Origin of the sequence: Caballeronia sp. SEWSISQ10-4 2, from assembly GCF_030464885.1 — a bacterium.
Taxonomy (GTDB): domain Bacteria; phylum Pseudomonadota; class Gammaproteobacteria; order Burkholderiales; family Burkholderiaceae; genus Caballeronia.
In genome coordinates this window covers 147,624-169,766 of the sequence record NZ_JALPRJ010000004.1, presented here as the reverse complement: position 1 = coordinate 169,766, position 22,143 = coordinate 147,624, and the positions used below count along the sequence as shown (strand labels likewise).

Sequence of the window (22,143 nt, the reverse complement as noted above, 5' to 3'; positions counted from 1 at the left end):
TCGCATTCCGGATTTTAACCACGAATTCGTTCACGAGTTTCGTAAGGCCAAAGGTGGGTACATGGAATGGGTCACGCCGGGTTTCACAGATATGCGTTTCAGCTTTGGAATCGCGATGTATGTCGCCGCACGCTAAGTTCGCGAAGGCCGCCTCGCGCGGCCTTTTTTCAGCCGACGGCGGCTCGCTTGACGCCAGTGCTCGAAAGCCTTGCTCTGCCTGGGCGACCCAAGCAAGATTCCTCCAGGTACGTCAAAATCTGCAACGAACCGCTGCTGCTTTGATTCCTCTAGTCATCCGCCGTCACTTCGCTAAAGTGATTGGGAGAAACAAGCCGGTTGGATTAATCGTGTTCCGTTTTGCAGAATTTGCACGGTAACGGGAAAAGAAGTGCGCATGACAGAAAGATGACGTCATTGGTTTTATCAAACCCTGACGCCCGAACACTTTCCGCCGATAAGCCAACGCGCAATTGAAGCTGAAACAAATTCGAAATCAATTTCGCTGGGAAAAACGTCCTGACTGACTGAATCGGAAAATTTATCAAATTTCAATGCCAGACACCTATTTCGATATGAATAATTTACTGTAATTAATTGAACGCGCGTAATCGTCTCAATTCGAACATCATTGTTGCTTCTTCCGTCTACCTGAACGCGATAACGTCAAACCCTGCAGCGAGTCTTTGAGACAATTTCGTTCTGAGTTGGCACGTTTTGTGCAGGAAATGCCGTATGAATCTTCCGATTATGTCGTCCTTTTGTCTACCCATTGCTATGGCATCTACTCCCGTCATCGAAACACACCTGAATGCGTTCCATGAGGTGCTTGCAGAATGCACCGACCTCAAAAGCCGCGTCGAAACCGAGCGCGTGGCAGTGTCGGCGATCACTGCCGCGCTGGTCAATGCGAGTGAGACGCTCGTCAGGCGCGGATACATGACGCCGCAAAAAGTGGAGGGGCTGACCATATCGATGGAGGAGAACGCGCTCGATCTGAAAGCCGCGCTCGACGAGGTCGACGCCTCCCTTCGCACGGCCATCGGCCCTGTCGAGAAGTTCGCCGAAGTGACGGAGCGCATGAGGATTGCCCAGGGAAAATCGTCTCCGGATCACGGAAAGTCCATAGCCGGTCAAACCGGATGGACCGAACCCACAACGTTCGATTCGATGGTGGCCCAACACTCCGCCCTGTGCGAGCATATGCTGGAAAGCGTTCGCGATCTGGCCGACAAAACCAAATACAGGCTCGACGATTTGCGGGAAAAGATCGATCGGCTGCAGTCGTCGTTCGGGGAAATCACGGCGGCGATGGCATCCTGACGCGCTGCACCGTGCCGTTCACGACCGTGAATGTGGCGACGTCGCTACGTTACATCGGCAGGCGGAGGCTTATGGCGGGTCGCGGAGGGCGAGATTGACCTGCGTCGGAGGGAACGGGCGTCCGGGCGTTTTGTGTCGGCAACAAAACCGCAAAGGCCAGCCGAGGACAGCGCTGCTCGATCCCACTAAGTCGCCCACTAAGCCGATGAGTGCCGACCCCGTCGCGGCTTAGCTCCGCCCGCAAAATGCTCCGCGTAAATGGAGGATTCCGCATTGCACCGTGGCGTGCTATCGTTTTCATGCCGGAATCAGAACGTCCGGCACACGTCAATCATCTTCGTGAGCTCCGCCATGAACGATGTACGCCACAATCTCAGCCCGACCGACCGCGTGGAATTGCTCTGCTGGCTCACCTGCGGGAGTCTGGGCGCCTATTATCTGAACGGCTCCTGGCCCACGGCGGCTTTTCACGTGCAAGCGGCTCACAAGTGGCTGGACAGGCACAAGCGCCAGGCCGAATGGCTCGCCATCGCGAAGCTGTCGGCCATTGCGGCCGACCTCGCCCAGCGGCACTCGGAACTCGTGGATGCCGACTGGGCTCGCGATGCCGTAGAAGAAATTCTCGACAGCGACGACCTCAACTATCAATCGGAACTCGTGCTACGCGTGCTCGATGAATGCAAGCGGGCGCTCGCCGATAAGCGGCCGGCCGACTGATCGCATGAACCAAGGGGCCCGTCGTTCATCGGAAGTTACTGCTTGAACGAAAGGCCCCTGCGGCTTCAGAACTTCGTGCGCATGCCGATCCGGATTGCCGTCGACGACTCCCCCGAGCCGACATACACCCCATTAGAAAACACCGGTGCCGAACCGCCACCGAGGAACACCGGCGCCGCGCCACCCGATACCCGCAGGTAAGTCGCACTCGTGTAGGCGTCCGTGCGTTTGGACAGTGCGTAGTCGAGCAGCAACGTCCCGTTCTGAAACTTCTCCTCGCCGAGCTTGCTGTACCAGTAGCCGCCCATCAAGGTCGTCGCCGGGGTCATCTGGAAGACTTCGTTGATCTCGTAGGTAGGCATCGAGCCGTTGTCCCTGGCAATGCGAAAGTGGGTATCGGTGAAAAGCAGGCGCGTGAGACTGCGTCCATACCGGTAACTCGCGCCCGCACCGATCGTGCTGACGCTCGTGGCCACCACCGGCGCACCCGACAAGTTCGGAAACAGCGTGGTGCCCGCCTGGCTCGGGCCGTTGAGACCGAGATCGTGGGTGTCGGTGTAAGCGACGCCCGCCTGGAACGGACCGCCGTCGTATCGCGCGCCGAACGCGATCACGCGTCCGGTGCCCGCCGAAACGGATTGCGAAGGGAACGCATAGAGCGCGCCGAAGGAGAAACCATAATAGGTCGGCGACTTGTACTTGACCGCGTTGTTGATGTGCAAGGTGCCGGCCAGATGGTCGAAATCGCCGGGATGCCACGAGTATTGCCCGGCGTACTGGCCCATCGCGAACTGCGTGAGGTTGTCCCAGAAGAAGTCGTATTGCTTGCCGAGCGTGAGCGTTCCGTGGGTGGTGTCAGTGAGACCTACCCACGCCTGCCGGCTGAAGAGCACGCCGGACTGGACCATCGTGCCGTTGTATAAATTAAAACCGTTCTCGAGCTGGAAAATAGCCTTGGCGCCGCCACCGAGATCTTCACTGCCGAGAAAGCCCCACCGATTCGACTGAATCGAGCCGTCATTCGCCACGAAGGTCCCGTGTCCATTCAGATTGCTGAAGTACGTGATGCCGGCGTCGATGATGCCGTACAGCGTGACACTGCTCTGCGCGTACGCGCATTGGGTAGCCATCGCCGATATTGCGACTGCCGCGGCGCTGCAAATCCATCTCTTCTTCATTGCGTTGTCTCCGTTGAGTTTTTTTAGGCAAAGCGATTCCCCGCCCCTTCGTCGAGGGGATGTCGGGCGTCGAATAACGACTGCTAGAGGATCTCGGGTTGGTTCAAGTGCGAAGGCTCAGCGTGTCGAACGGAGCAAAACGCGGGATCGGCGTGGCCGTGAATGCGGGCTTAGGTGCCGGTTGTCTCCGTCTCTTGTTTTTTTGGTCGAGACAGTATCGCCCGGCAAACAGTTTTGATTTATTCTTTCAATTAACGTTATTGATTTGTGAATCAAATCAATAAGTCATCTTGATGACTTCAGCGGGTAGCGTGCGGCATCAATGAAAAACGCCCGCATAAGCGGGCGTTGGTTATTCGGCGATGCCGTTTGGACAGCGCTCAATAGGTCTCGAGATGCAGCCTTCCATCGCGTTTGAGCGTGCGCCATAACGAATCCCATTCAATGCCGTTCTGCTCGGCGATATCCCGCAGCGCCTGAAGCACCCCATCCTCCATCCCCTTCAGCCCGCACACATAGATAAACGTGTTGTCATCGCGCAGCATCTGCCCGACATCGGCCGCACGTTCGCGCATCGCGTCCTGTACGTAGCGCTTCGGCTGGCCCACGGTGCGTGAAAACGCCAGCGTGGTATCGATGAAATCTTTCGGCAGGTTCACGAGCGGCCCGAAGTAAGGCAACTCCTCTTTCGTGCGCGCGCCGAAAAACAGCATCAGCTTGCCGGTCGCGCCTTTCATACGCCGGCGGCGTCGATACTCGGTCATTGCGCGCATGGGCGCCGAACCGGTGCCCGTGCAGATCATGAGCAGGTGCGAGTTCGGATGGTTCGGCATCAGGAACGTGCTGCCGAACGGACCAATGACATTGACCGCGTCGCCCTTCTTCACGTCGCACAAATAGTTCGAGCAGACGCCGTCGGCTTCATTACCGCGATAATCCTGCGTGACGCGTTTGACCGTCAGCGACAGGTTGTTATAACCCTCGCGTTCGCCGTCGCGCGGGCTGGCTATTGAGTACTGACGCGCGTGATGTGTCTTGCCGTCTTTCGTCGTGCCCGGCGGCAAAATGCCGATCGACTGGCCTTCGACAACCGGAAACGGCGTCGTGCCGAAATCCAGCACGATGTGATGAATATCGCTTTCGGTAGCCTCGCCCGTGAGTCGGTAATTGCCTACGACCGTCGCCACCACTGGCAGCTTGTGCGTGTACAGATTCACGTAAGGCTTGGCCGCCGACCAGGGCGGCAACGTCGAGCCGCGCACCGTATCCACGTCGATGCCGTCCGACGTTTCGCCGGTGCTCTCGGCCTCGTCAGCATCCGCTTGCGGCAGGCTCTCCAGCGCCGCGCTTGCCGTCGTGTTCTGCGCCGGCAACTCGTCCCACGTGAACTGCTCTTCAATGCTGTACGCCTGCGACTTCAGCACCGTGCGCCAGTTGTCGATGGAACCGGTCGGGCACGGCGAGATGCACGCCATGCAGCCGTTGCAGACCTCGGCCTTGACGACATAGTTGTTAGAGTCGTGCGTGATGGCGTCGACCGGGCAGGTCTCTTCGCATGTGTTGCAGCGAATGCAGATTTCCGGGTCGATCAGATGCTGCTTGAGGACTTCTATCGGGGCTGGACCATTCATTGTTATCTCCACCTGCACCCGGGCCGCCGCAGCGTACTACAGCATGCCGCGACATCCCGGACGCACCTCCCGCATTACTTAGTTGAACCGCACGTATTCGAAATCGACCGGCTGGCGGTTGATGCCCATTGCCGGCGGCGCGATCCAGTTGGCGAACTTGCCCGGCTCGACCACGCGCCCCATCAGCGAGGCAACGTACGCGCGATCCTCCGGCGTCGGCAGCCATTTCGCCTCGTTCGCTTTCCATTCGTTCTCGTTGATCACGCGGCCATCCGGCGTCACGCGCACACCGGCGAAGGTGCCGATCTGCCGGTTGAACGCTTTGTGCGGCACGGTCAGGCGAACGTCGATACCCGCCTTTTCCAGCACTTTGTTCCAGCGGCCCACGCCTGCCACCGAGTCCTTGATGTAGTCGTCGCGCAGCACTTCGTTCATGGCGTTGAGCATGGGCACTTCGCGCTCGACTAGCTTGCCGTCTGCAACGTCCAGCAACTTGTAGTGCTGGCCATTCAACTGATGATCGTCGTCGCGTTTGGTCTCTTCGTAACGGCCCTTGAGTCCCGAGCTATAGAAGGTTGCTGCATTCGACGAATGATCCGCACCGAACAAATCGATGGTGACCGAGTAGTGAAAGTTCAGATAACGCTGGATGGTCCCAAGGTCGATCACGCCCGCGGCGCGCACCTTGTTGATGTCGTCGGTCTTCAGTTCGTTCATGACCTGAGCGCTGCGCTGGATCACGCGCGAGACGCCCGATTCGCCCACGAACATATGATGCGCTTCTTCCGTCAGCATGAACTTGGTCGTGCGCGCGAGCGGGTCGAAGCCGGATTCGGCGAGCGCGGACAACTGGAACTTGCCGTCGCGGTCCGTGAAGTACGTGAACATGAAAAACGCGAGCCAGTCGGGCGTGCGTTCGTTAAACGCACCGAGAATGCGCGGATTGTTGTCATCGCCTGAACGGCGATCCAGCAATGCTTCGGCTTCCTCACGACCGTCACGGCCGAAGTAGCGATGCAGCAGGTACACCATCGCCCACAAGTGACGTCCTTCTTCCACGTTGACCTGGAACAGGTTGCGCAGGTCGTACATCGACGGTGCCGTCAGCCCCAGATGCCGTTGCTGTTCGACCGATGCCGGTTCCGTATCGCCCTGCGTCACGATAATGCGCCGCAAGTTCGCACGGTGTTCGCCCGGCACGTCCTGCCATGCCGCTTCGCCCTTGTGCTCGCCAAAACTGATCTGGCGGTCCGCCATGCCCGGTGCGAGAAAAATGCCCCAGCGATAGTCCGGCATCTTCACGTGATCAAAGTGCGCCCAGCCGCCGGCATCCACGCTCACCGCCGTGCGCAGATACACATCGTAGTTCGGCGAGCCTTCGGGACCCATGTCGCCCCACCACGACAGGAAGTTCGGTTGCCATTGTTCGAGCGCGCGCTGCAGCGTGCGGTCGTCGGCGAGGTTGACGTTGTTCGGGATCTTTTCGCTGTAGTTGATCGTGGACATGGTTATTTCCTTAAGCCGTGACGTTGATGAGCGCTTGAATGGTCGAGACCGGGACGTAAAACGCGTCAGACGCGGTTGAGGTCGAACTGCGCCTTGCTGCCCTTGCCGTAGACCTTGAGGGCACCCTTCTCGCCCACGGCGTTCGGCCGGTTGAAGATCCAGTTCTGCCACGCGGACAAACGTCCGAAGATGCGCGTTTCCATCGTCTCGACGCCGTTGAAGCGCAGGTTGGCTTCCAGGCCCGTGAGCGCGTCCGGCGACATGGCCGCACGTTCTTCTATGGCGATGCGGATCTCGTCGGCCCAATCGATGTCATCCGGTGACGCGGTAACCAGTCCAAGACGCTCGGCCTCAACCGGCTTGACCTGCTGCCCGATTTGCTGACGTGCAGCGTTCATCGGCCCGGTTTCATCGTAGAAACGGCGGCCAAGACGTGACTGGCCGGTGATCATTGGATAAAGGCCGAAGTTGGCCTCGGAGAGCGTCAATGCCGGCTCTTCGTCCTCGTTGCTCGGCAACGCGGCCATGTAGCTGCGGTCGCAGGCGAACGCGAGTTCTGCAAAGGTGCCGGCAAAACACGAGCCCGGTTCGATCAGCGCAAACAGCGTGCGCGACGAGACATCGATACGCGCCAGCGTGCGACGCAACATGCCGATGGTTTCGCGCACGAACCAGTGATTGCGATGCTCAAGGAGCGTAGCGTCGGCGGCAAGCAGCGTGCGTGCATCGCCTTCGGTCTTGAAGATCCACGTGCCGATATCGAGTTCATTCGTACGCATGCACAGGATGGCGTCATCGAGTTCGCGGGCAAACTGAAGCGGCCACCAGTTGGCGCCGGCTGCAACGATGGCGTTGATGTCGGATTGCGGATTCGCCGACGGCGCCTTGGCCGTGAACGTTGCGGTGCGACGGGCGCGGTCGATGCTGACATCGACGGTTGCGTAGCCCAGACCATCTTCGCGATCGGACCGTTCAATACGCGTCAGCACAACGCCTTGTGCATCTGCCGGCCGGTCGCTTTGCGCAGCCAGTTCCAGCGCGCGTGCATGCACCGTCTCCTTGAATACGTTCGGCTTGACGACTTCATCGACGAGGCGCCACTGCTTCGCACGCTCGCCACGCACGCCTTCGACGATGGTGCAGAAGATATCCGCGCGATCGTGACGGACCTTGCGTTTGTCGGTCACACGCGTGAGACCGCCGGTGCCCGGCAGCACGCCAAGCAGTGGCACTTCGGGCAACGCAACGGATGACGAACGGTCGTCCACCAGATAGATTTCGTCGCACGCGAGCGCCATTTCATAGCCGCCGCCGGCGCACGCACCATTTACCGCTGCGAGAAATTTAATGCCGGAATGACGCGACGTATCTTCGATACCGTTGCGCGTCTCGTTAGTGAACTTGCAGAAGTTGACCTTCCACGCATGCGATGAAAGGCCGAGCATGAAGATGTTGGCGCCCGAGCAGAACACCCGGTCCTTGAGGCTCGTTACCACTACCGTGCGCACTTCCGGGTGTTCGAAACGCACCCGCTGGAGAGCATCGTGCAATTCGATATCGACGCCCAGATCATACGAATTGAGTTTCAGTTTGTAGCCGTCGCGAATGCCGCCGTCTTCGGCAATATTGATGCCGAGCGTCGCGACCGCACCGTCGAAGGTCAACGACCAGTGTTTGTAGCGGGCAGGCTCCGTACGGTAATCGACGCGCTGGCTGGCGGACGCCGCCGCGCGCTGGGCCGCCGGGACTGCGCCACTGACGCCTACCTGCTCCGCTGATTGAGCAACTGACATTGATGTCTCCTTCGTACACTGGATATGATGTGTGTACAATAGTGCATCTAATAAGTCACTGCAAGCACTTTAATGCGCTTATCGGGTTAATGCGGAGTCTACGCGGCCGTTATTCGGACGCAAGTCGCGCGGCCAGCCTGTCTCGCAGCGATAAATAGCATTCCGCCAGCGATTTTCCGCTGGTATCGAAGGTCATGTCGGCGCGGCCGTACAGCTCGCTGCGCCCGGCCAGGATGCGCTTCAGGTCATCCATCGATTCCTTGTTGCCCGACATCGGCCGCAAGTCGCCTTGGGCGACCACCCGGCGCATATGGTCCTCGGGAGTCGCCTGGAGCCACACGGTAAAGCAGTGCGTCAGCAATGCGTTCAAGGTGGTCGCCTCAGACACCAGCCCGCCCGGCGACGCAATCACCGCACGCGGATGCTCCTGGATCACCGCTTCCAGCGCCCGATGTTCATATCGACGGTAAGCCGTTGCTCCATATAGCGCGTGAATCTCCGACGGCGGGCAGCCGGCCAGTTGCGCGATGACCCGGTTGATCTCGACAAACGGCACTTTCAGTTCATCGGCAAGCATGCGGCCGAGCGTCGACTTACCCGCGCCGCGCAAGCCGATCAAGGCAATCCGTTCCAGCCGGTGCGGATCCTGCGGCGCCGTGGCCAGCATCTCTTCCAACGCGACCCGTGCGCGCTTTAGCGTGTCGTGATCGCGGCCGTTCAGCAATTCCCGGATGCGCAGCCAGTCGGGTGTCAACGTGGTTTCGTCACCCACGATCTCTGCCAGGGTGCAGTTTAATGCCTTCGTCAGTTGCCGGAGAAACAGCACCGAGGCATTGCCAACGCCCGATTCGAGGTTCGCCAGATATCGCTCAGATACGTCGGCCTCTTTCGCGAGGGCTTTTCTCGTCAGTCCGCGACGCGCGCGCAGCAAACGAACGCGCTCGCCCATCCCGACAAGGAACGGATCGCGGCTCTCGCGCTCTTTTTCGATGTCCGCGCCCTGATCTCCGCCCTCAATTGGCTGCAAAACGGCGGTTTGCTTCATATCTATGAATCCTTGCAGGATATTTTATGTATTATAGTGCTTGACATGCACTGTATCGCAAGCTAAGTTTAATGCACTCAGCACGAGAAAGTTGGCCTGCCTTTGCGAATGCGGCAAGGTGCGTCCGGCGTCCAACAGCGCTTTAGCGCGACGGAGATACGCATGTCCCCCAATGATTTTCGAGGCTTTATTGCGCGCGTGACGGAAAGGATCGCGTCCCGGCCACTCGATGCAAACCTCGAAGCGTGGTTGAACGCCGAATACCCGGCAGGCAGCGCGGGGTATACCGAACTCGCCGACGCATGCCGCACCGGCGTGGAAGACGGCTGGCTCGCCGATCGAGAGGCAGGCGGCATCCGCTACGGGCGCATCGTCAAGGCCCTCGCCGATACCCACGGTTTCTCTGTCGACGTTGTGCGGATGAGCGACATCGCCGGCCCGCATCACGTGCATCCGAACGGCGAAATCGACCTGATCGTGCCGCTGACCGAAGGGGCCACATTCGACGGCCATCCCGCCGGCTGGTGCGTGTACGGACCCGGCAGCGCGCATCGGCCGACCGTGGCGGGCGGCAGCGCGCTCGTGCTTTATCTGTTGCCCGAAGGCGCCATCGAATTCACGAAGCACGCGGCAAGCGCCACTTGAGCGAACGCACGTCAACTCTTTGCATGACCAACAAGGGCATTTGAATGGCCGAATTATTGAACAACTATATTGCCGGCGAACGAGTCGCTGGTCGTGGAGACGGTACAACGCTCACTGATCCGGTCACGGGCGAAGCCCTGGTGCGCGTCTCGAGCGAGGGCGTCGATCTGCACGCCGCATTCGACTATGCGCGAACACATGGCGGTGCGGCACTGCGTGCCTTGACGTACGCCGCTCGCGCCGCCCAGCTTTCGGAAATTGCCAAACTGCTGCAAGCACACCGCGACGACTACTACGCCATTTCGCTCGCGAACTCCGGAACGACGAAAAACGATTCGGCGGTCGATATCGACGGCGGCATTTTCACGCTTTCTTATTACGCAAAACTGGGCGCCACGCTTGGTGATGTGCATGCGTTGCGCGACGGTTCGGCGGTAAGCCTGAGCAAGGACCAGACTTTCAAGTCTCAGCATGTGCTGACGCCCAAGCGTGGTGTTGCGCTTTTTATCAACGCGTTCAACTTTCCGTCGTGGGGCTTGTGGGAGAAGGCCGCGCCTGCGCTGTTGTCGGGCGTGCCGGTGATCGTCAAGCCGGCAACCTCGACGGCGTGGCTCACGCAACGCATGGTGGCCGATGTCGTCGATGCGGGCATCTTGCCGGCCGGCGCGATATCGGTGATCTGCGGCAGTTCGGCGGGCTTGCTCGATCAGATCGATGCATACGATGTGGTCTCGTTCACCGGCTCGGCGGAAACAGCCGCGAAGCTGCGCGCTCATCGCGCATTCGTCACTCGCGGCGCCCGGCTCAACGTGGAAGCCGACAGTCTCAACAGCGCCATCCTAGCCGCCGATGCCGCGCCAGGCACCGCCGCGTTCGACCTGTTCATCAAGGAAGTCGTGGGCGAGATGACCGTGAAGTCGGGCCAGAAATGCACGGCCATCCGCCGCGCGTTCGTGCCGAAAGAATATCTGGGCGCCGCGGCCGACGCGCTCGTCGCGAAGCTCTCGGCCGTGACCGTGGGCAACCCGCGCAACGAGTCCGTGCGCATGGGCTCGCTCGTGAGCCGCGAACAATACGACGCGGTTCGCGCGGGCATCGCCTCTTTGCGTGAAGAGGCGCGCCTGGCGTTCGACGGCTCGCAGGTTCAGCTCGTCGATGCAGATCCGGCCATCGCCGCATGCGTCGCGCCGCATCTGTTTGTGATCGACGATGCAAGCAGCGCCGTGCGTGTTCACGAGGTCGAAGTGTTCGGTCCCGTCGCGACACTTTGCGGTTACAAAGTCGCGACGGCCGATTCCCGTCTCGAAGAATCCCAGGCCGTCGAACTCGCGCGGCGTGGTCAGGGTTCGCTCGTCGCTTCGGTGTATTCGAATGACGACGTGCGCCTTGCCCGCATCGCGCTGGAACTCGCCGATACACACGGCCGCGTCCATGCCATTTCTCCCTCGGTGGCTCAGAGTCAGACAGGCCACGGCAACGTCATGCCGATGTCGCTGCATGGCGGACCGGGACGCGCCGGCGGCGGCGAGGAACTCGGCGGACTTCGTGCATTGAATTTTTATCATCGCAGAGCGGCGGTCCAGGGACCAGCTGCTTCGATCGACGCGCTCACGGAGCCGACGGGCAAAGTCGAGATTTGAAGCAAAGCGGGTCGGCTGTTAAGGCTTCACCAGCCCGCGACGATCCGCGCGTCAAACAAAACCGAATGCATGGCGGACGGCACTATCCGTTGCGACCATGCATCACCCCATTAACAGGAAGGAGACATCATGGACGCCATCATTGCGCCGCCCGCTACCGCTGGAAAACCGGCCGCCAATGCGCCGCCAGTCAAATTCAACTTCGCGACGCATCTGTTTGCGTTGAACGAAACGCGGGCGCAGAAGGTTGCGTACATCGACGACGAGGGGACCACGACGTATGGCGAATTAGCGGAGCAGGCGCGCCGGTTCGCATCGGTGCTGAATACACTGGGCATTCATCCCGAGGAGCGCATCCTGCTGGTGATGCTCGACAGCGCGGACCTGCCCATCGCGTTTCTCGGGGCGTTATATGCGGGCGTCGTGCCGGTTGTCGCGAACACCCTGCTGACCCCGGCGGACTACGCCTACATGCTCGATCACAGCCGGGCGCGTGCGGTCATTGCATCGGGTCCGTTGCTGCCGGCCATCGCGCAAGCACTCGCCGATACGACCACCGAGGGCTGCGCGCTGATCGTCTCTCATGTGCAAGAGGACAAGCTGCCGGGAGAGCGCGTATTCAAGCGTCTGCTGGCCGATGCAGAACCGCATTCCACGCCGTTCGTGAGCAGCGCCGACGGCATCGCGTTCTGGCTGTATTCGTCAGGATCGACAGGCAAGCCCAAGGGCGCTGTCCATACGCACGCCAACTTGTACTGGACCGCGGAACTGTACGCGAAGCAGGTGCTTGGCATCCGTGAGGACGACGTCGTTTTTTCCGCGGCCAAGCTGTTCTTTGCGTATGGACTAGGCAACGCGCTGACCTTCCCGCTTTCGGTTGGCGCGACAGCCGTGCTCATGGCCGAGCGCCCCACCTCGGCCGCCGTCTTCGCGCGCCTCACGCAATACAAGCCGACCATTTTCTGCGGCGTGCCCACGCTCTACGCAAACATGCTGGCTTCACCCGACATACCGGCGCGCGCCGATCTTCGCTTGCGGATGTGCACGTCGGCGGGCGAAGCGTTGCCGCGCGAGATCGGCGAGCATTTTGCAGCGCACGTGGGCTGCGAGATTCTCGACGGTATCGGCTCGACGGAGATGCTGCACATCTTCCTGTCGAATCGTGCGGGCCACGTCGCATACGGAACAACGGGCACCGCCGTGCCCGGTTATGAAGTCGAACTACGCGACGAAAACGGCCAGCCGGTCCCGGATGGCGAGATCGGCGATCTGTATATCAGGGGCCCCAGCGCCGCGCTCATGTACTGGTGCAACCGCGAGAAGTCCCGCGCGACGTTTCTTGGCGACTGGCTCAGGAGCGGTGACAAATATCGCCGCCTGCCCGACGGGAACTACGTCTACGAAGGCCGCGGCGATGACATGCTGAAAGTGAGCGGCCAGTTCGTGTCGCCTGTTGAAGTCGAGATGGTGCTGATGCAGCACCATGACGTTCTCGAAGCGGCGGTCGTCGGCGTTACGCGCGATGGTCTCGTCAAAACGCGCGCGTTCGTGGTGGTTAAACCCGGCATGCCGGCGACAGAAGAACTCGCTGCCGAACTCAAGGAGTTCGTCAAAGCGAGGATGGCGCCTCACAAATACCCGCGCGAGATATTGTTCATTGATGATCTGCCGAAAACTGCGACTGGTAAGATCCAGCGGTTTAAATTGCGCGAACCGGCCCTCGATGCATGAAGGTCTCCCTCCATTGTCCGGCTGCGAGTTATGGACCGATTAGACCAGCACACCCCTGCGATCTCCGTGGCCGATTTGCCCGCAAAGGACGGTCGCGAGTCACTTCGTCTCGAGTATCAATGGTTGAATGCCGGCCGGACCGATGCACCCGTCGCCGTGTTTTTGCACGAAGGGCTTGGATCGATTGCCATGTGGAAGGACTGGCCGCAGAAGTTATGCGAACAACTGGGGTTCCGTGGCCTGGTCTATTCGCGGCCCGGTTATGGCGGTTCGACCCCGCGTGCAGCCGAGGTGAAATGGCCGGTCGATTTCATGCATCGCCAGGCTTATGACGTTCTGCCGGCCTTGCTCGATGCCATCGGGATAGACGACGCCGAACGTGCCCGCATGTGGGTCATCGGACATAGCGACGGTGGTTCTATCGCGCTGCTTTATGCGTCGGCATTTCCTCACGCGCTTGGTGGCGTGATCGCGATTGCGCCGCATGTGTTTGTTGAAGATGTGTCCGTCACGGCAATCGCCGAGGCGACGGTTTTGTATACGCGAGGCGACTTGCGGGACAAGCTCTCGCGTTATCACGCCGATGTCGATTCAGCCTTCTACGGATGGAACGATATCTGGCTGAACCCCGAGTTCAGGCAGTGGGATATCACGGGTCTTCTCTCTTCCATTCAGTGCCCGCTGCTCGCCGTCCAAGGTCATGACGACGAGTACGGAACGATGGCGCAGATCGACGCAATTGCATCGCACGTACCGTGTGCACAGTTGAGCAAGCTGCACGCTTGCGGGCATTCTCCCCACCGGCAATGCCCCGCAATGCTCGATGCCGCGATAGTGGCATTCGTCAAGAGTATCTGAAGATCCGCCTGTAGTAACGATGCGTAACGATGCAGGTTGGGCGCCACGCGCCCAACTGGGATGGCCGGATTCTCGCTACAATCGGTCACCCAATACACCCTTCGCATCCTTTCAAAACGCATGGCTGGTTCCTCGCTGCTCAAACCGAAGGTCTCGCCCAGCCTGCGTTGGCTCACCCTGTGGGGCCCGGGACTGCTCGTCATGCTCGCGGACTGTGACGCCGGGAACGTGGTGACGGCGGCGCAAAGCGGCGCGCAATGGGGCCCTCAACTCCTGCTGGTTCTCCTGGCGCTCATTCCCCTGCTTTACATGGTCCAAGAACTCACTGTCCGGCTGGGCATTTTTACCGGACAGGGGCACGGTGAGCTTGTTCGTTCGAACTTCGGTCCCTTATGGGCATGGATATCCGCAGGTGGCTTAGGCATTGCCGTGCTTGGTTCGCTGGTAACCGAATTCACGGGCGTCGCCGGCGTGGGAGAGATGTACGGCATCTCCCGGTCCGTCTCGTTGCCGCTCGCCGCCGCTTTCCTGGTTGCCATCGTGTTCACCGGTTCGCATAAGCGCGTGGACAAATTCGCCATCGTCATTGGTGCGTTCGAATTGTCTTTCTTCGTGGTCGCGTGGCGTGCCCACCCGGACATCCACGAGATGTTCCGGCAAATGGCCAGGCTTCCGCTGTCCAATCCACATTACGGATATCTCGTGGCAGCGCTGATTGGAGCGACCTTCAATCCCTGGATGATCTTCTATCAGCAGGCCGCGATCGCCGATAAAAAACTAGGCGCGCAGGACTATTCCGCCGCCCGGTTCGAAACCGCCGCCGGCGCTGTCCTCACGCAGTTGTTGACGGCCGCTGTACTTGTCGCGGTTGCGGCAACGATGTCGAGAGACGGTCAGCAACACGCTTTTCAAAGCGTGGGGGAAATCAGCAGCGTACTTGCAACGGCCGTGGGACCACGCGCCGGACGTTTCCTTTTCAGCGCGGGTGTTTTGGGAGCGTCTATGGTGGCTGCCATCGTCTGCTCGCTGTCACTAGCGTGGGGACTTGGTGAAGTCGCGGGATACAAGCGCTCGCTTGAAGACCCGCCTGGGAGCGCACCGTGGTTCTACGGCGTGTATGTTGCCTCGGTCGTCGGCAGCGCGACCGTCGTCTGGCTAGCGCCCAACCTCGTGTCGCTGAACGTGGCCGCACAGGTCGTCAATGCGCTGATGCTGCCGCTGGTAGTGGGCTTGCTCATCGCCCTCAGCGTCACCGCGCTGGCGCCACAGCACCGGCCGCGTGGCGTCTATCTATGGCTTGTTTCCGGCATTGCCGTGGTGGTGTGCGCAGCCGGCGTCCTGGGTGCAGGCTTGAGCTTTTTCTCCTGAGAAACTCCGGCGTGGTCTCGCGTTCACACAGTGTCGGTATCGAATACCGGATCAAGCACCCCGCAATACGTCAAAACGACCAACGGTATCTTTCACTCGCCTCCCCGGGTAAGCACTCGAAATATTTTTGAGCGCGCACGCATCCGTCTTGAGGTCGGCCTGCGTATCCAACCGTACGTGACATGACAGGTGCCGGATCAGCCCCGCTGCTCCGCGCCGCGCTTCGTCACGCGTTCGTGATTCACGTTTGCCTTGTCGCCCGCTGGCCGCTGCTTTTCTGTCTCTGGCTTTCAGCGGGCGCAGTCGCGATATTAGTTAGTTTACCGAATGGTTCAGGGAGAAATCATGTCAGAAGATTCAACGGTCATGGATGTGCTCGTGCGGCGTGCCGACAAGCTCGCAAAACGCAGGCAGTTCTTCAGAAGCGCAGGCGGCGTCGGTCTTGGGCTCATCGGCGGCACGATCCTGGGCGCATGCGGCGGCGGTTCGTCGAGTGCGTCGGCGCAAAGCGGTCCGACCGACCCGGAAATACTCAACTTCGCGCTCAACCTCGAATATCTCGAAGCGACCTTCTATGCGTATGCAACCACGGGTGCGGGCCTCTCGTCCAGCCTGATGAGCGGTGCAGGCACCCCGGGTACGGTCATTCCCGGCCATGCCGTGACCTTCACGGACCCGGTGGTCCAGGCGTACGCCAATGAGATCGCCAAGGACGAGCTTGAACATGTCACATTCCTGCGCACGGCGCTCGGTGCCTCGGCAGTGGCCATGCCGGCCCTCGATGTCGGATACCAGAACCCGAACGGTGCTTTCTCGAAAGCAGCGCAAGCGGCCGGCCTGGTTCCCGCGGGCACGGCCTTCGACCCTTATCTGAACGACGAGACCTTCCTGCTCGCTGCCTTCATCTTTGAAGACGTGGGCGTGACGGCCTACAAGGGCGCAGCGCCGCTGATCACGAACAAGACCTATCTGGAAGCGGCCGCGGGTATCCTGGCGGCCGAGGCGTATCACGCCGGTCTCGTGCGTACGGTGTTGTATGCAAAAGGTATTGCGAACCCGTCACTCGGTCTTATTGCGTCGGCTGGAGCCATCTCCAATGCACGCAACGCGCTCGACAACGTGGGCAACGACGACCAGGGCATTGCAGGAGCGACGGCAAGCATCTCCAACATCGTGCCGCTCGATGCCAACGGCATCGCGTTCAGCCGCAATTACGGGAATGTCCTGAACATCGTCTACCTGACGAATGCGGCGGTCACGCAGGGCGGCTTCTTCCCTGTGGGCGTCAACGGCACGCTGCACATGAGCGCCTGATCGAAGGCGGGGAAAGTTCTCGCACCACTGCTGCCGGATTCCACTGCTTGAGGTGGAGTCCGGCTCGGCTTGCGAATGGATGGACGGCTGAGCTTAAAAAAAACAAAAGCATAACTAACTTCTTCCAATCAACGTGGTACACCGCAACCGCTGTGCCATAAGTAAAGCACCCGAGCGAACAGCACCTTGGCGCTCTGGAAAAGTGCGCGCTGCCGCCGGCCTAAGGCGAACAGAATCCAGACAGTCTCAAGCGCATTCCTTAAAGCATCCGAAAGGCAAACAAAATACTTACGTTTATCTTCAGCCTTCAAAAAGCCGACGAGCACCTTTAGCGTGCAGATGCGTTGAGTAGATACCGGCCCAACTTCCAAGTACCGTGCCGAACCACTCGCTTTGCGCGTGCTCCTTCAATTAAAAACCTCCCTACATATAAATTTTCGAGCGCAAACGCATAAGTTTGGCCTCCGAGGTTGTGCCTGAAACACGCTTTGTAGTAGTGTCGGCCGTCCTGACAGAGCGGTCGAGATAAACCGGATAGTCGTGCCCGGACTGGCCGCGTGCACGCTATTGCTTAGCCGCACTCCTTAACGATTAAAGCTTACAGTTCGTGATTTATCGCGGCTCAATCAAATGCCGGTGCCTTCATATGTTTGCATCGGCGGATCAATGCATGGCGGCCACTCAAGGCTTGCGCCGCGAAGCGTACCGCCATGTTTTCAAGCGTAGCTGTTCGGAGAATATATGGACTTCGGATTCAACCTGAACCGCACGGCTAACGCGTCCGCCTGGCGGCTGTTGCCTAATCGATGGGACTTCGTCGCGTTCCCCCTGATCATCAGCTTGATCGCGATGGCGGCCATCGGTTTCCATCAAACCATGGCGCCCATTGCCACGCTCAAGACGCAAGTCATCTCGCTCGATCCGTCGAACCTGCCTGAATACGCGCTGCGCACGACCTTGCGAATGCTCGCGGCCATGTTTGCGTCCCTCGTTTTCACGTTGATATACGGCACGCTCGCGGCCAAGAGCCGCCGCGCGGCAAAGGTGCTCGTGCCGATCCTGGACATCCTTCAGTCGGTTCCGGTCCTTGGTTATATCTCGTTCACGGTCACCTTCTTTATTGCGTTATTTCCGACGCGCGTAGCGGGTGCCGAGTGCGCCGCGATCTTCGCGATCTTCACGAGCCAGGCGTGGAACATGACGTTCAGCTTCTATCAGTCGCTGCGGACCACGCCGCGCGACCTGGACGAAGTCGCGCGCAGCTTTCACCTCACCGCATGGCAGCGATTCTGGAAGCTGGAGGTGCCCTTCTCCATGCCGGGCCTCATCTGGAACATGATGATGTCCATGTCGGGCGGATGGTTCTTCGTAGTTGCATCCGAAGCCATCACCGTCGGCAACAATACGATCACGCTGCCGGGGATCGGTGCGTATCTCGCGCAGGCCATCACTGAGAAGAACATGGGTGCGATAGGCTGGGTCATTCTCACCATGACCATCGTGATCCTTGGCTACGACCAATTGCTGTTTCGTCCGCTCGTTGCGTGGGCCGACAAGTTCCGCATGGAAACTAGCAGCTCCGGCGTTGCCCCGGAGTCGTGGGTGCTCGGCCTGATTCGGCGCACGCATTTGATTCACCGTTTGCTCGTTCCGGCCGGCTGGGTCTTCGCCACCGCCGCGCGCATACCGCTGCGCCTGCCCTCGTTCGATCGCACGAATCTGCGTATCACGAAGCGCAGAACACCATCGCGCATCGGCGATATTGTCTGGAGCGTTATCGTCATCGCGGTCACGATCTATGTGGTCTGGCGCGTGGTCAGCTATGTGCGCACCGGCGTCACTCTCGATGAAGTCGGCCACGTGTTTTTCCTTGGCTTGATCACATTGCTGCGCGTGGTGGTGCTGATCGGGATCTCATCGCTTATCTGGGTTCCGCTCGGTGTGATGATCGGATTGCGTCCCGCGCTCGCAGAGAAGGTGCAGCCAGTCGCGCAATTCCTGGCGGCTTTTCCGGCGAACCTGCTATTCCCCATTTTCGTGATTGTGATTGTTCGCTTTCACCTGAACCCCGATATCTGGCTGTCGCCGCTCATTGTGCTCGGCACGCAGTGGTACATCCTGTTCAACGTCATCGCGGGCGCTACGGTTTATCCGAACGACTATCGCGAGGTGGCGACCAACTTCAGGATTCGCGGCTGGCAATGGTGGCGCCAGGCCATATTGCCCGGCATCTTCCCGTATTACGTAACGGGCGCGATCACTGCTTCCGGAGGCGCGTGGAACGCAAGTATCGTTGCCGAGTTCGTGCAGTGGGGCGATACCAAGGTATCAGCACACGGGCTCGGCTCGTACATCGCGCAAACCACCGCTGCAGGCGATTATCCGAAGATCATCCTGGGCATCGCCGTCATGTCGTTGTTCGTCACGCTGTTCAATCGCCTGCTGTGGCGCCCGATGTACACCTTTGCCGAAGCCAAGCTTCGAGTCGATTGAGGACCTGTCTCCATGCCAAACTCAGATTTCAATGTGGCTTCCCGAGTCGTGTCGACGACCTCGGCCTCCCGTACTTCGGAAGAGATCCTGAACATCCGGAACGTCTCCCGGGGCTTCAAGAAAACCCAGGGCGACCTGCTCGTGCTCGACGGCGTGAACCTCTCCCTGCGCCAGGGGGAGATCGTCGGGTTGCTTGGACGCTCGGGCTCGGGCAAATCGACGCTGCTGCGTATCATCGCGGGGTTGATCGAGCCCACGGACGGCGAGGTCACGTACAAAGGCAAGCCGCTTGAAGGTCCCGCCGACGGCGTGGCGATGGTGTTCCAGACCTTCGCGCTGTTCCCGTGGCTGACCGTGTTGCAGAACGTGGAAGCGGGACTGGAGGCACAGGGAGTGGGTGCAGCCCCTCGACGCGAACGTGCGCTTGCGGCCATCGACCTGATCGGCCTCGACGGGTTCGAGAACGCGTATCCGCGTGAGTTGTCGGGCGGGATGCGCCAGCGCGTGGGTTTTGCGCGTGCGCTGGTGGTCGACCCCACGCTGTTGCTGATGGACGAGCCCTTCTCCGCGCTCGACGTGCTGACTGCAGAAAACTTGCGTACCGACCTGCTCGATCTCTGGACGCACGGCAAGATGCCGATCAAGTCGGTGCTGATCGTGACGCATAACATTGAAGAAGCGGTATTCATGTGCGACCGGATCATGGTGTTGTCGTCGAACCCGGGCCGGGTGATCGCCGAGATCGAGGTGCCGTTCAAGCATCCTCGCAATCGTCTCGATCCGGCGTTCAGATCGCTCGTCGACGAGATCTACGCCAAGATGACGGCCCGGCGATCCGATGAAGCCACCAAGCAGACGCTCGAATTCGGCAGCCGTTTGCCGCATGTATCGACCAACCTGCTCGCCGGTCTGATTGAAACGCTCGCGGTGGCGCCCTACAACGGACGCGCGGATATGCCGGTCATTGCCCGGTCGCTGCATCTCGAAGTCGATGACCTGTTCCCGATCGCGGAAATGCTGCAGCACCTGGGGTTTGCGGAGCTGCGGGAAGGGGATATTTACCTGACGCCGGCGGCACACGTGTTCGCCGACCTGGGTACGCATGAACGCAAGATGATGTTCGCCGATCATCTGTTGAAGCACGTGCCGCTGGCTGCGCGTATCAAGAAGGTGTTGAACGAGCGTCCGGGACACCGGGCTCCCCGGGTGCGCTTCGAACAGGAGCTGGAGGATTTCCTCTCTGACGGCGCCGCCGAAGACACGCTCGACTCGGTGATCAACTGGGGGCGCTACGGGGAAGTCTTTTCCTACAACGACCAGACCGAACTGTTCAGCCTGGAAGACGTGGAGTCCTGATTGTTTGTTGGAGCTTATGGTGAGCGGCGCGACGTTATCGCTTGCCCGCGCCCTTTCCCAGGTGTTCGAAGAATCGAATAGCCCGGGGGTCGTCGGCATGCGCCGTGTTGATCCGGACCCAGGGCGACACCTCGCCGTTCGGGCGATAGTAGCTGCCCGGCGCAAGCGTAATGCCGAATTTCAACGCATGCTCGACCAGAACCATGGAGTCCTCGATACCGGGCACGCGGGTCCACACGAATTTGCCGCCGCTGGGTTCATCGAAGACTTCCCAGCCGTTTTCCTCAAGACGCAAAACTGCTGTTGAGAGCGTATCGCGAATCCGGCGACGCAGCCGCTCGAGATACTTGCGGTAGGTGCCGCGTTCGAGCAAGGCCGCCACGACGCATTCGCTAAAACGCGAACCGCCCAGGCTAGTCAGCACCTTCACATCGACAAGATCCTTGATCAGCTCGCGCTTGGCCGCCAGATAACCAATCCTCAGCGACGACGACAACGTCTTCGACAATCCCCCCACATAGATCACGTGATCGAGTTGATCCAGCGATGCAAGCCGTTGAGTCGGCGTAGCCTGGAAGTCTGCGTAGATGTCGTCTTCAACGATAGTGAAGTCATGCTGCTGCGCCAGTTGCAGTAACTTGAAGGCGACTTGTGGCGCGACGTTCGTAGCGGTCGGGTTGTGGAAGACGGTGTTGATGAAGAACAGTTTCGGTTTGATGGTTTTAAGCAGATGTTCGGCGACGTCGACATCCGGCCCATTGGCCAGCCGCGGAACGCCCACAATCCTGACCCCCTGCAGCTTGAGCAACCCGAACAGGTTGTAGTACCCCGGATCTTCTACAAACACGGTATCGCCCGGCTTGAGCATGAACCGGACAATCAGATCGAGCGCTTGGCTCGCGCCGTTGGTCACAACAATGTTCGACACGTCCGCTTCAATACCGACCATTCCCAGGCGTATCTGGATCTGATACCTGAGATTGGCGTCACCATGCGGCATTGCATAGTCGATCACGCTGCTTGGGTCCATCCGCATGACCTGGCGCATGGTCTGGGTGATGCCCTCGATATCCCGCCACACCTCAGGCACGAAACCGCTACTCAGCTTCAAGGCCTCGCCGGGATAATTGAACTGCAGCATGATCTGGTGCGACTCTTCTTCCGCGAGACGCGGGTCCGAGCCGCCCGAAGCGCCGCTCTCGCTGCCCATGTGATTCGCCACGTAGAAGCCCGAACCATGCTTCGGCACGATAAAACCCAGTGACGAAAGCCGGTCATACGCCTCGATGACCGGAAAGCGGCTGATCTGCTGAGTGGCCGCGAGCGCCCGGATGGACGGCAGTTTTACCCCGGCCAAAAGCTGCCGGGAGCGAATCAGGCTCGAGATGCCGGACACGAGCTGATCGGTCATGGGGACGCCGTTTTGCGGATCGATGACGAGGTTCATCGCGTAATCTCTTCGAAGTGTGCAGGTAAATTCACTGAACAGTGCGGCACAACTGTTCTCGACTGTACATTCCTAAGATTGAAGTTTAAATAAATAATGTA

The 22,143-nt window shown here is 59.8% G+C and carries 16 protein-coding genes; 10 read left to right on the top strand and 6 right to left on the bottom strand.

The features are described from left to right. Window positions 1-732: 732 nt before the first annotated feature. Together M0D69_RS04315 and M0D69_RS04310 are read left to right on the top strand one after the other, a co-directional pair. A complete protein-coding gene (locus tag M0D69_RS04315; RefSeq protein WP_301780832.1) occupies window positions 733-1,320 on the top strand; it encodes a hypothetical protein in 588 nt (195 codons plus the stop codon). Window positions 1,321-1,671: 351 nt separating this feature from the next. Beyond that, window positions 1,672-2,037, top strand: a complete 366-nt coding sequence (locus M0D69_RS04310; RefSeq protein ID WP_047845755.1) for a hypothetical protein — start codon at window positions 1,672-1,674, stop codon at window positions 2,035-2,037. Window positions 2,038-2,102: 65 nt separating this feature from the next. On the opposite strand, the gene M0D69_RS04305 is transcribed toward M0D69_RS04310, so the two are convergent. The 5 genes from M0D69_RS04305 to M0D69_RS04285 all read right to left on the bottom strand — a co-directional run bounded on the left by M0D69_RS04305 (window position 2,103) and on the right by M0D69_RS04285 (window position 9,190). Further along, complete coding sequence (locus M0D69_RS04305) at window positions 2,103-3,215, bottom strand: porin (protein WP_301780831.1); 1,113 nt, start codon at window positions 3,213-3,215, stop codon at window positions 2,103-2,105. A 380-nt stretch (window positions 3,216-3,595) separates the two neighbouring features. Beyond that, window positions 3,596-4,846 carry a benzoyl-CoA 2,3-epoxidase subunit BoxA gene (gene boxA / locus M0D69_RS04300; protein WP_301780830.1) on the bottom strand — a complete coding sequence of 417 codons (1,251 nt, stop codon included), beginning with the start codon at window positions 4,844-4,846 and terminating at the stop codon, window positions 3,596-3,598. 78 nt (window positions 4,847-4,924) lie between these two features. Beyond that, entirely contained in the window at window positions 4,925-6,352 is a 1,428-nt protein-coding gene (gene boxB, locus M0D69_RS04295) for a benzoyl-CoA 2,3-epoxidase subunit BoxB (RefSeq protein ID WP_301780829.1), read from the bottom strand. 65 nt (window positions 6,353-6,417) lie between these two features. Continuing rightward, entirely contained in the window at window positions 6,418-8,145 is a 1,728-nt protein-coding gene (gene boxC, locus M0D69_RS04290) for a 2,3-epoxybenzoyl-CoA dihydrolase (protein ID WP_301780828.1), read from the bottom strand. Between the two features lie 109 nt (window positions 8,146-8,254). Then, complete coding sequence (locus M0D69_RS04285) at window positions 8,255-9,190, bottom strand: helix-turn-helix transcriptional regulator (protein WP_301780827.1); 936 nt, start codon at window positions 9,188-9,190, stop codon at window positions 8,255-8,257. 162 nt (window positions 9,191-9,352) lie between these two features. Between M0D69_RS04285 and M0D69_RS04280 the strand changes: the two genes are divergently transcribed. The 8 genes from M0D69_RS04280 (at window position 9,353) to M0D69_RS04245 (ending at window position 20,595) form a co-directional block, all read left to right on the top strand. After that, the gene (locus M0D69_RS04280) at window positions 9,353-9,835 is read left to right on the top strand and encodes a DUF4863 family protein (RefSeq protein ID WP_301780826.1); all 483 of its coding nucleotides are present in this window, start codon (window positions 9,353-9,355) and stop codon (window positions 9,833-9,835) included. Between the two features lie 44 nt (window positions 9,836-9,879). After that, window positions 9,880-11,475, top strand: coding sequence for a 3,4-dehydroadipyl-CoA semialdehyde dehydrogenase (locus tag M0D69_RS04275; RefSeq protein ID WP_301780825.1), 1,596 nt, complete (start codon window positions 9,880-9,882; stop codon window positions 11,473-11,475). A gap of 129 nt (window positions 11,476-11,604) precedes the next feature. After that, complete coding sequence (locus M0D69_RS04270) at window positions 11,605-13,206, top strand: benzoate-CoA ligase family protein (protein ID WP_301780824.1); 1,602 nt, start codon at window positions 11,605-11,607, stop codon at window positions 13,204-13,206. Window positions 13,207-13,236: 30 nt separating this feature from the next. Continuing rightward, a complete protein-coding gene (locus M0D69_RS04265) occupies window positions 13,237-14,064 on the top strand; it encodes an alpha/beta fold hydrolase (RefSeq protein WP_301780823.1) in 828 nt (275 codons plus the stop codon). A gap of 120 nt (window positions 14,065-14,184) precedes the next feature. Then, window positions 14,185-15,432, top strand: a complete 1,248-nt coding sequence (locus tag M0D69_RS04260) for an NRAMP family divalent metal transporter (protein ID WP_301780822.1) — start codon at window positions 14,185-14,187, stop codon at window positions 15,430-15,432. A 345-nt stretch (window positions 15,433-15,777) separates the two neighbouring features. After that, window positions 15,778-16,746 (top strand): ferritin-like domain-containing protein, encoded by a 969-nt coding sequence (locus M0D69_RS04255; protein ID WP_301780821.1) that lies wholly within the window; start codon window positions 15,778-15,780, stop codon window positions 16,744-16,746. A gap of 741 nt (window positions 16,747-17,487) precedes the next feature. Beyond that, window positions 17,488-19,239, top strand: a complete 1,752-nt coding sequence (locus tag M0D69_RS04250; protein WP_301780820.1) for an ABC transporter permease subunit — start codon at window positions 17,488-17,490, stop codon at window positions 19,237-19,239. Between the two features lie 12 nt (window positions 19,240-19,251). Beyond that, window positions 19,252-20,595 carry an AAA-associated domain-containing protein gene (locus tag M0D69_RS04245; protein WP_301780819.1) on the top strand — a complete coding sequence of 448 codons (1,344 nt, stop codon included), beginning with the start codon at window positions 19,252-19,254 and terminating at the stop codon, window positions 20,593-20,595. 34 nt (window positions 20,596-20,629) lie between these two features. On the opposite strand, the gene M0D69_RS04240 is transcribed toward M0D69_RS04245, so the two are convergent. Further along, on the bottom strand, window positions 20,630-22,042 hold the full coding sequence (locus tag M0D69_RS04240) for a PLP-dependent aminotransferase family protein (RefSeq protein ID WP_301780818.1): 1,413 nt from the start codon (window positions 22,040-22,042) through the stop codon (window positions 20,630-20,632). Window positions 22,043-22,143 lie beyond the last annotated feature (101 nt).

Excerpts from the sequence above, each read along its gene's own strand:
- M0D69_RS04280 (WP_301780826.1), top strand. The coding sequence starts at position 9,353 with ATGTCCCCCAATGATTTTCGAGGCTTTATTGCGCGCGTGACGGAAAGG.
- boxB (WP_301780829.1), bottom strand. The coding sequence starts at position 6,352 with ATGTCCACGATCAACTACAGCGAAAAGATCCCGAACAACGTCAACCTC.
- M0D69_RS04310 (WP_047845755.1), top strand. The coding sequence starts at position 1,672 with ATGAACGATGTACGCCACAATCTCAGCCCGACCGACCGCGTGGAATTG.
- M0D69_RS04275 (WP_301780825.1), top strand. The coding sequence starts at position 9,880 with ATGGCCGAATTATTGAACAACTATATTGCCGGCGAACGAGTCGCTGGT.
- M0D69_RS04315 (WP_301780832.1), top strand. The coding sequence starts at position 733 with ATGAATCTTCCGATTATGTCGTCCTTTTGTCTACCCATTGCTATGGCA.
- M0D69_RS04270 (WP_301780824.1), top strand. The coding sequence starts at position 11,605 with ATGGACGCCATCATTGCGCCGCCCGCTACCGCTGGAAAACCGGCCGCC.
- M0D69_RS04255 (WP_301780821.1), top strand. The coding sequence starts at position 15,778 with ATGTCAGAAGATTCAACGGTCATGGATGTGCTCGTGCGGCGTGCCGAC.
- M0D69_RS04260 (WP_301780822.1), top strand. The coding sequence starts at position 14,185 with ATGGCTGGTTCCTCGCTGCTCAAACCGAAGGTCTCGCCCAGCCTGCGT.
- M0D69_RS04240 (WP_301780818.1), bottom strand. The coding sequence starts at position 22,042 with ATGAACCTCGTCATCGATCCGCAAAACGGCGTCCCCATGACCGATCAG.
- boxC (WP_301780828.1), bottom strand. The coding sequence starts at position 8,145 with ATGTCAGTTGCTCAATCAGCGGAGCAGGTAGGCGTCAGTGGCGCAGTC.
- M0D69_RS04305 (WP_301780831.1), bottom strand. The coding sequence starts at position 3,215 with ATGAAGAAGAGATGGATTTGCAGCGCCGCGGCAGTCGCAATATCGGCG.
- M0D69_RS04245 (WP_301780819.1), top strand. The coding sequence starts at position 19,252 with ATGCCAAACTCAGATTTCAATGTGGCTTCCCGAGTCGTGTCGACGACC.
- M0D69_RS04285 (WP_301780827.1), bottom strand. The coding sequence starts at position 9,190 with ATGAAGCAAACCGCCGTTTTGCAGCCAATTGAGGGCGGAGATCAGGGC.
- M0D69_RS04250 (WP_301780820.1), top strand. The coding sequence starts at position 17,488 with ATGGACTTCGGATTCAACCTGAACCGCACGGCTAACGCGTCCGCCTGG.
- M0D69_RS04265 (WP_301780823.1), top strand. The coding sequence starts at position 13,237 with ATGGACCGATTAGACCAGCACACCCCTGCGATCTCCGTGGCCGATTTG.
- boxA (WP_301780830.1), bottom strand. The coding sequence starts at position 4,846 with ATGAATGGTCCAGCCCCGATAGAAGTCCTCAAGCAGCATCTGATCGAC.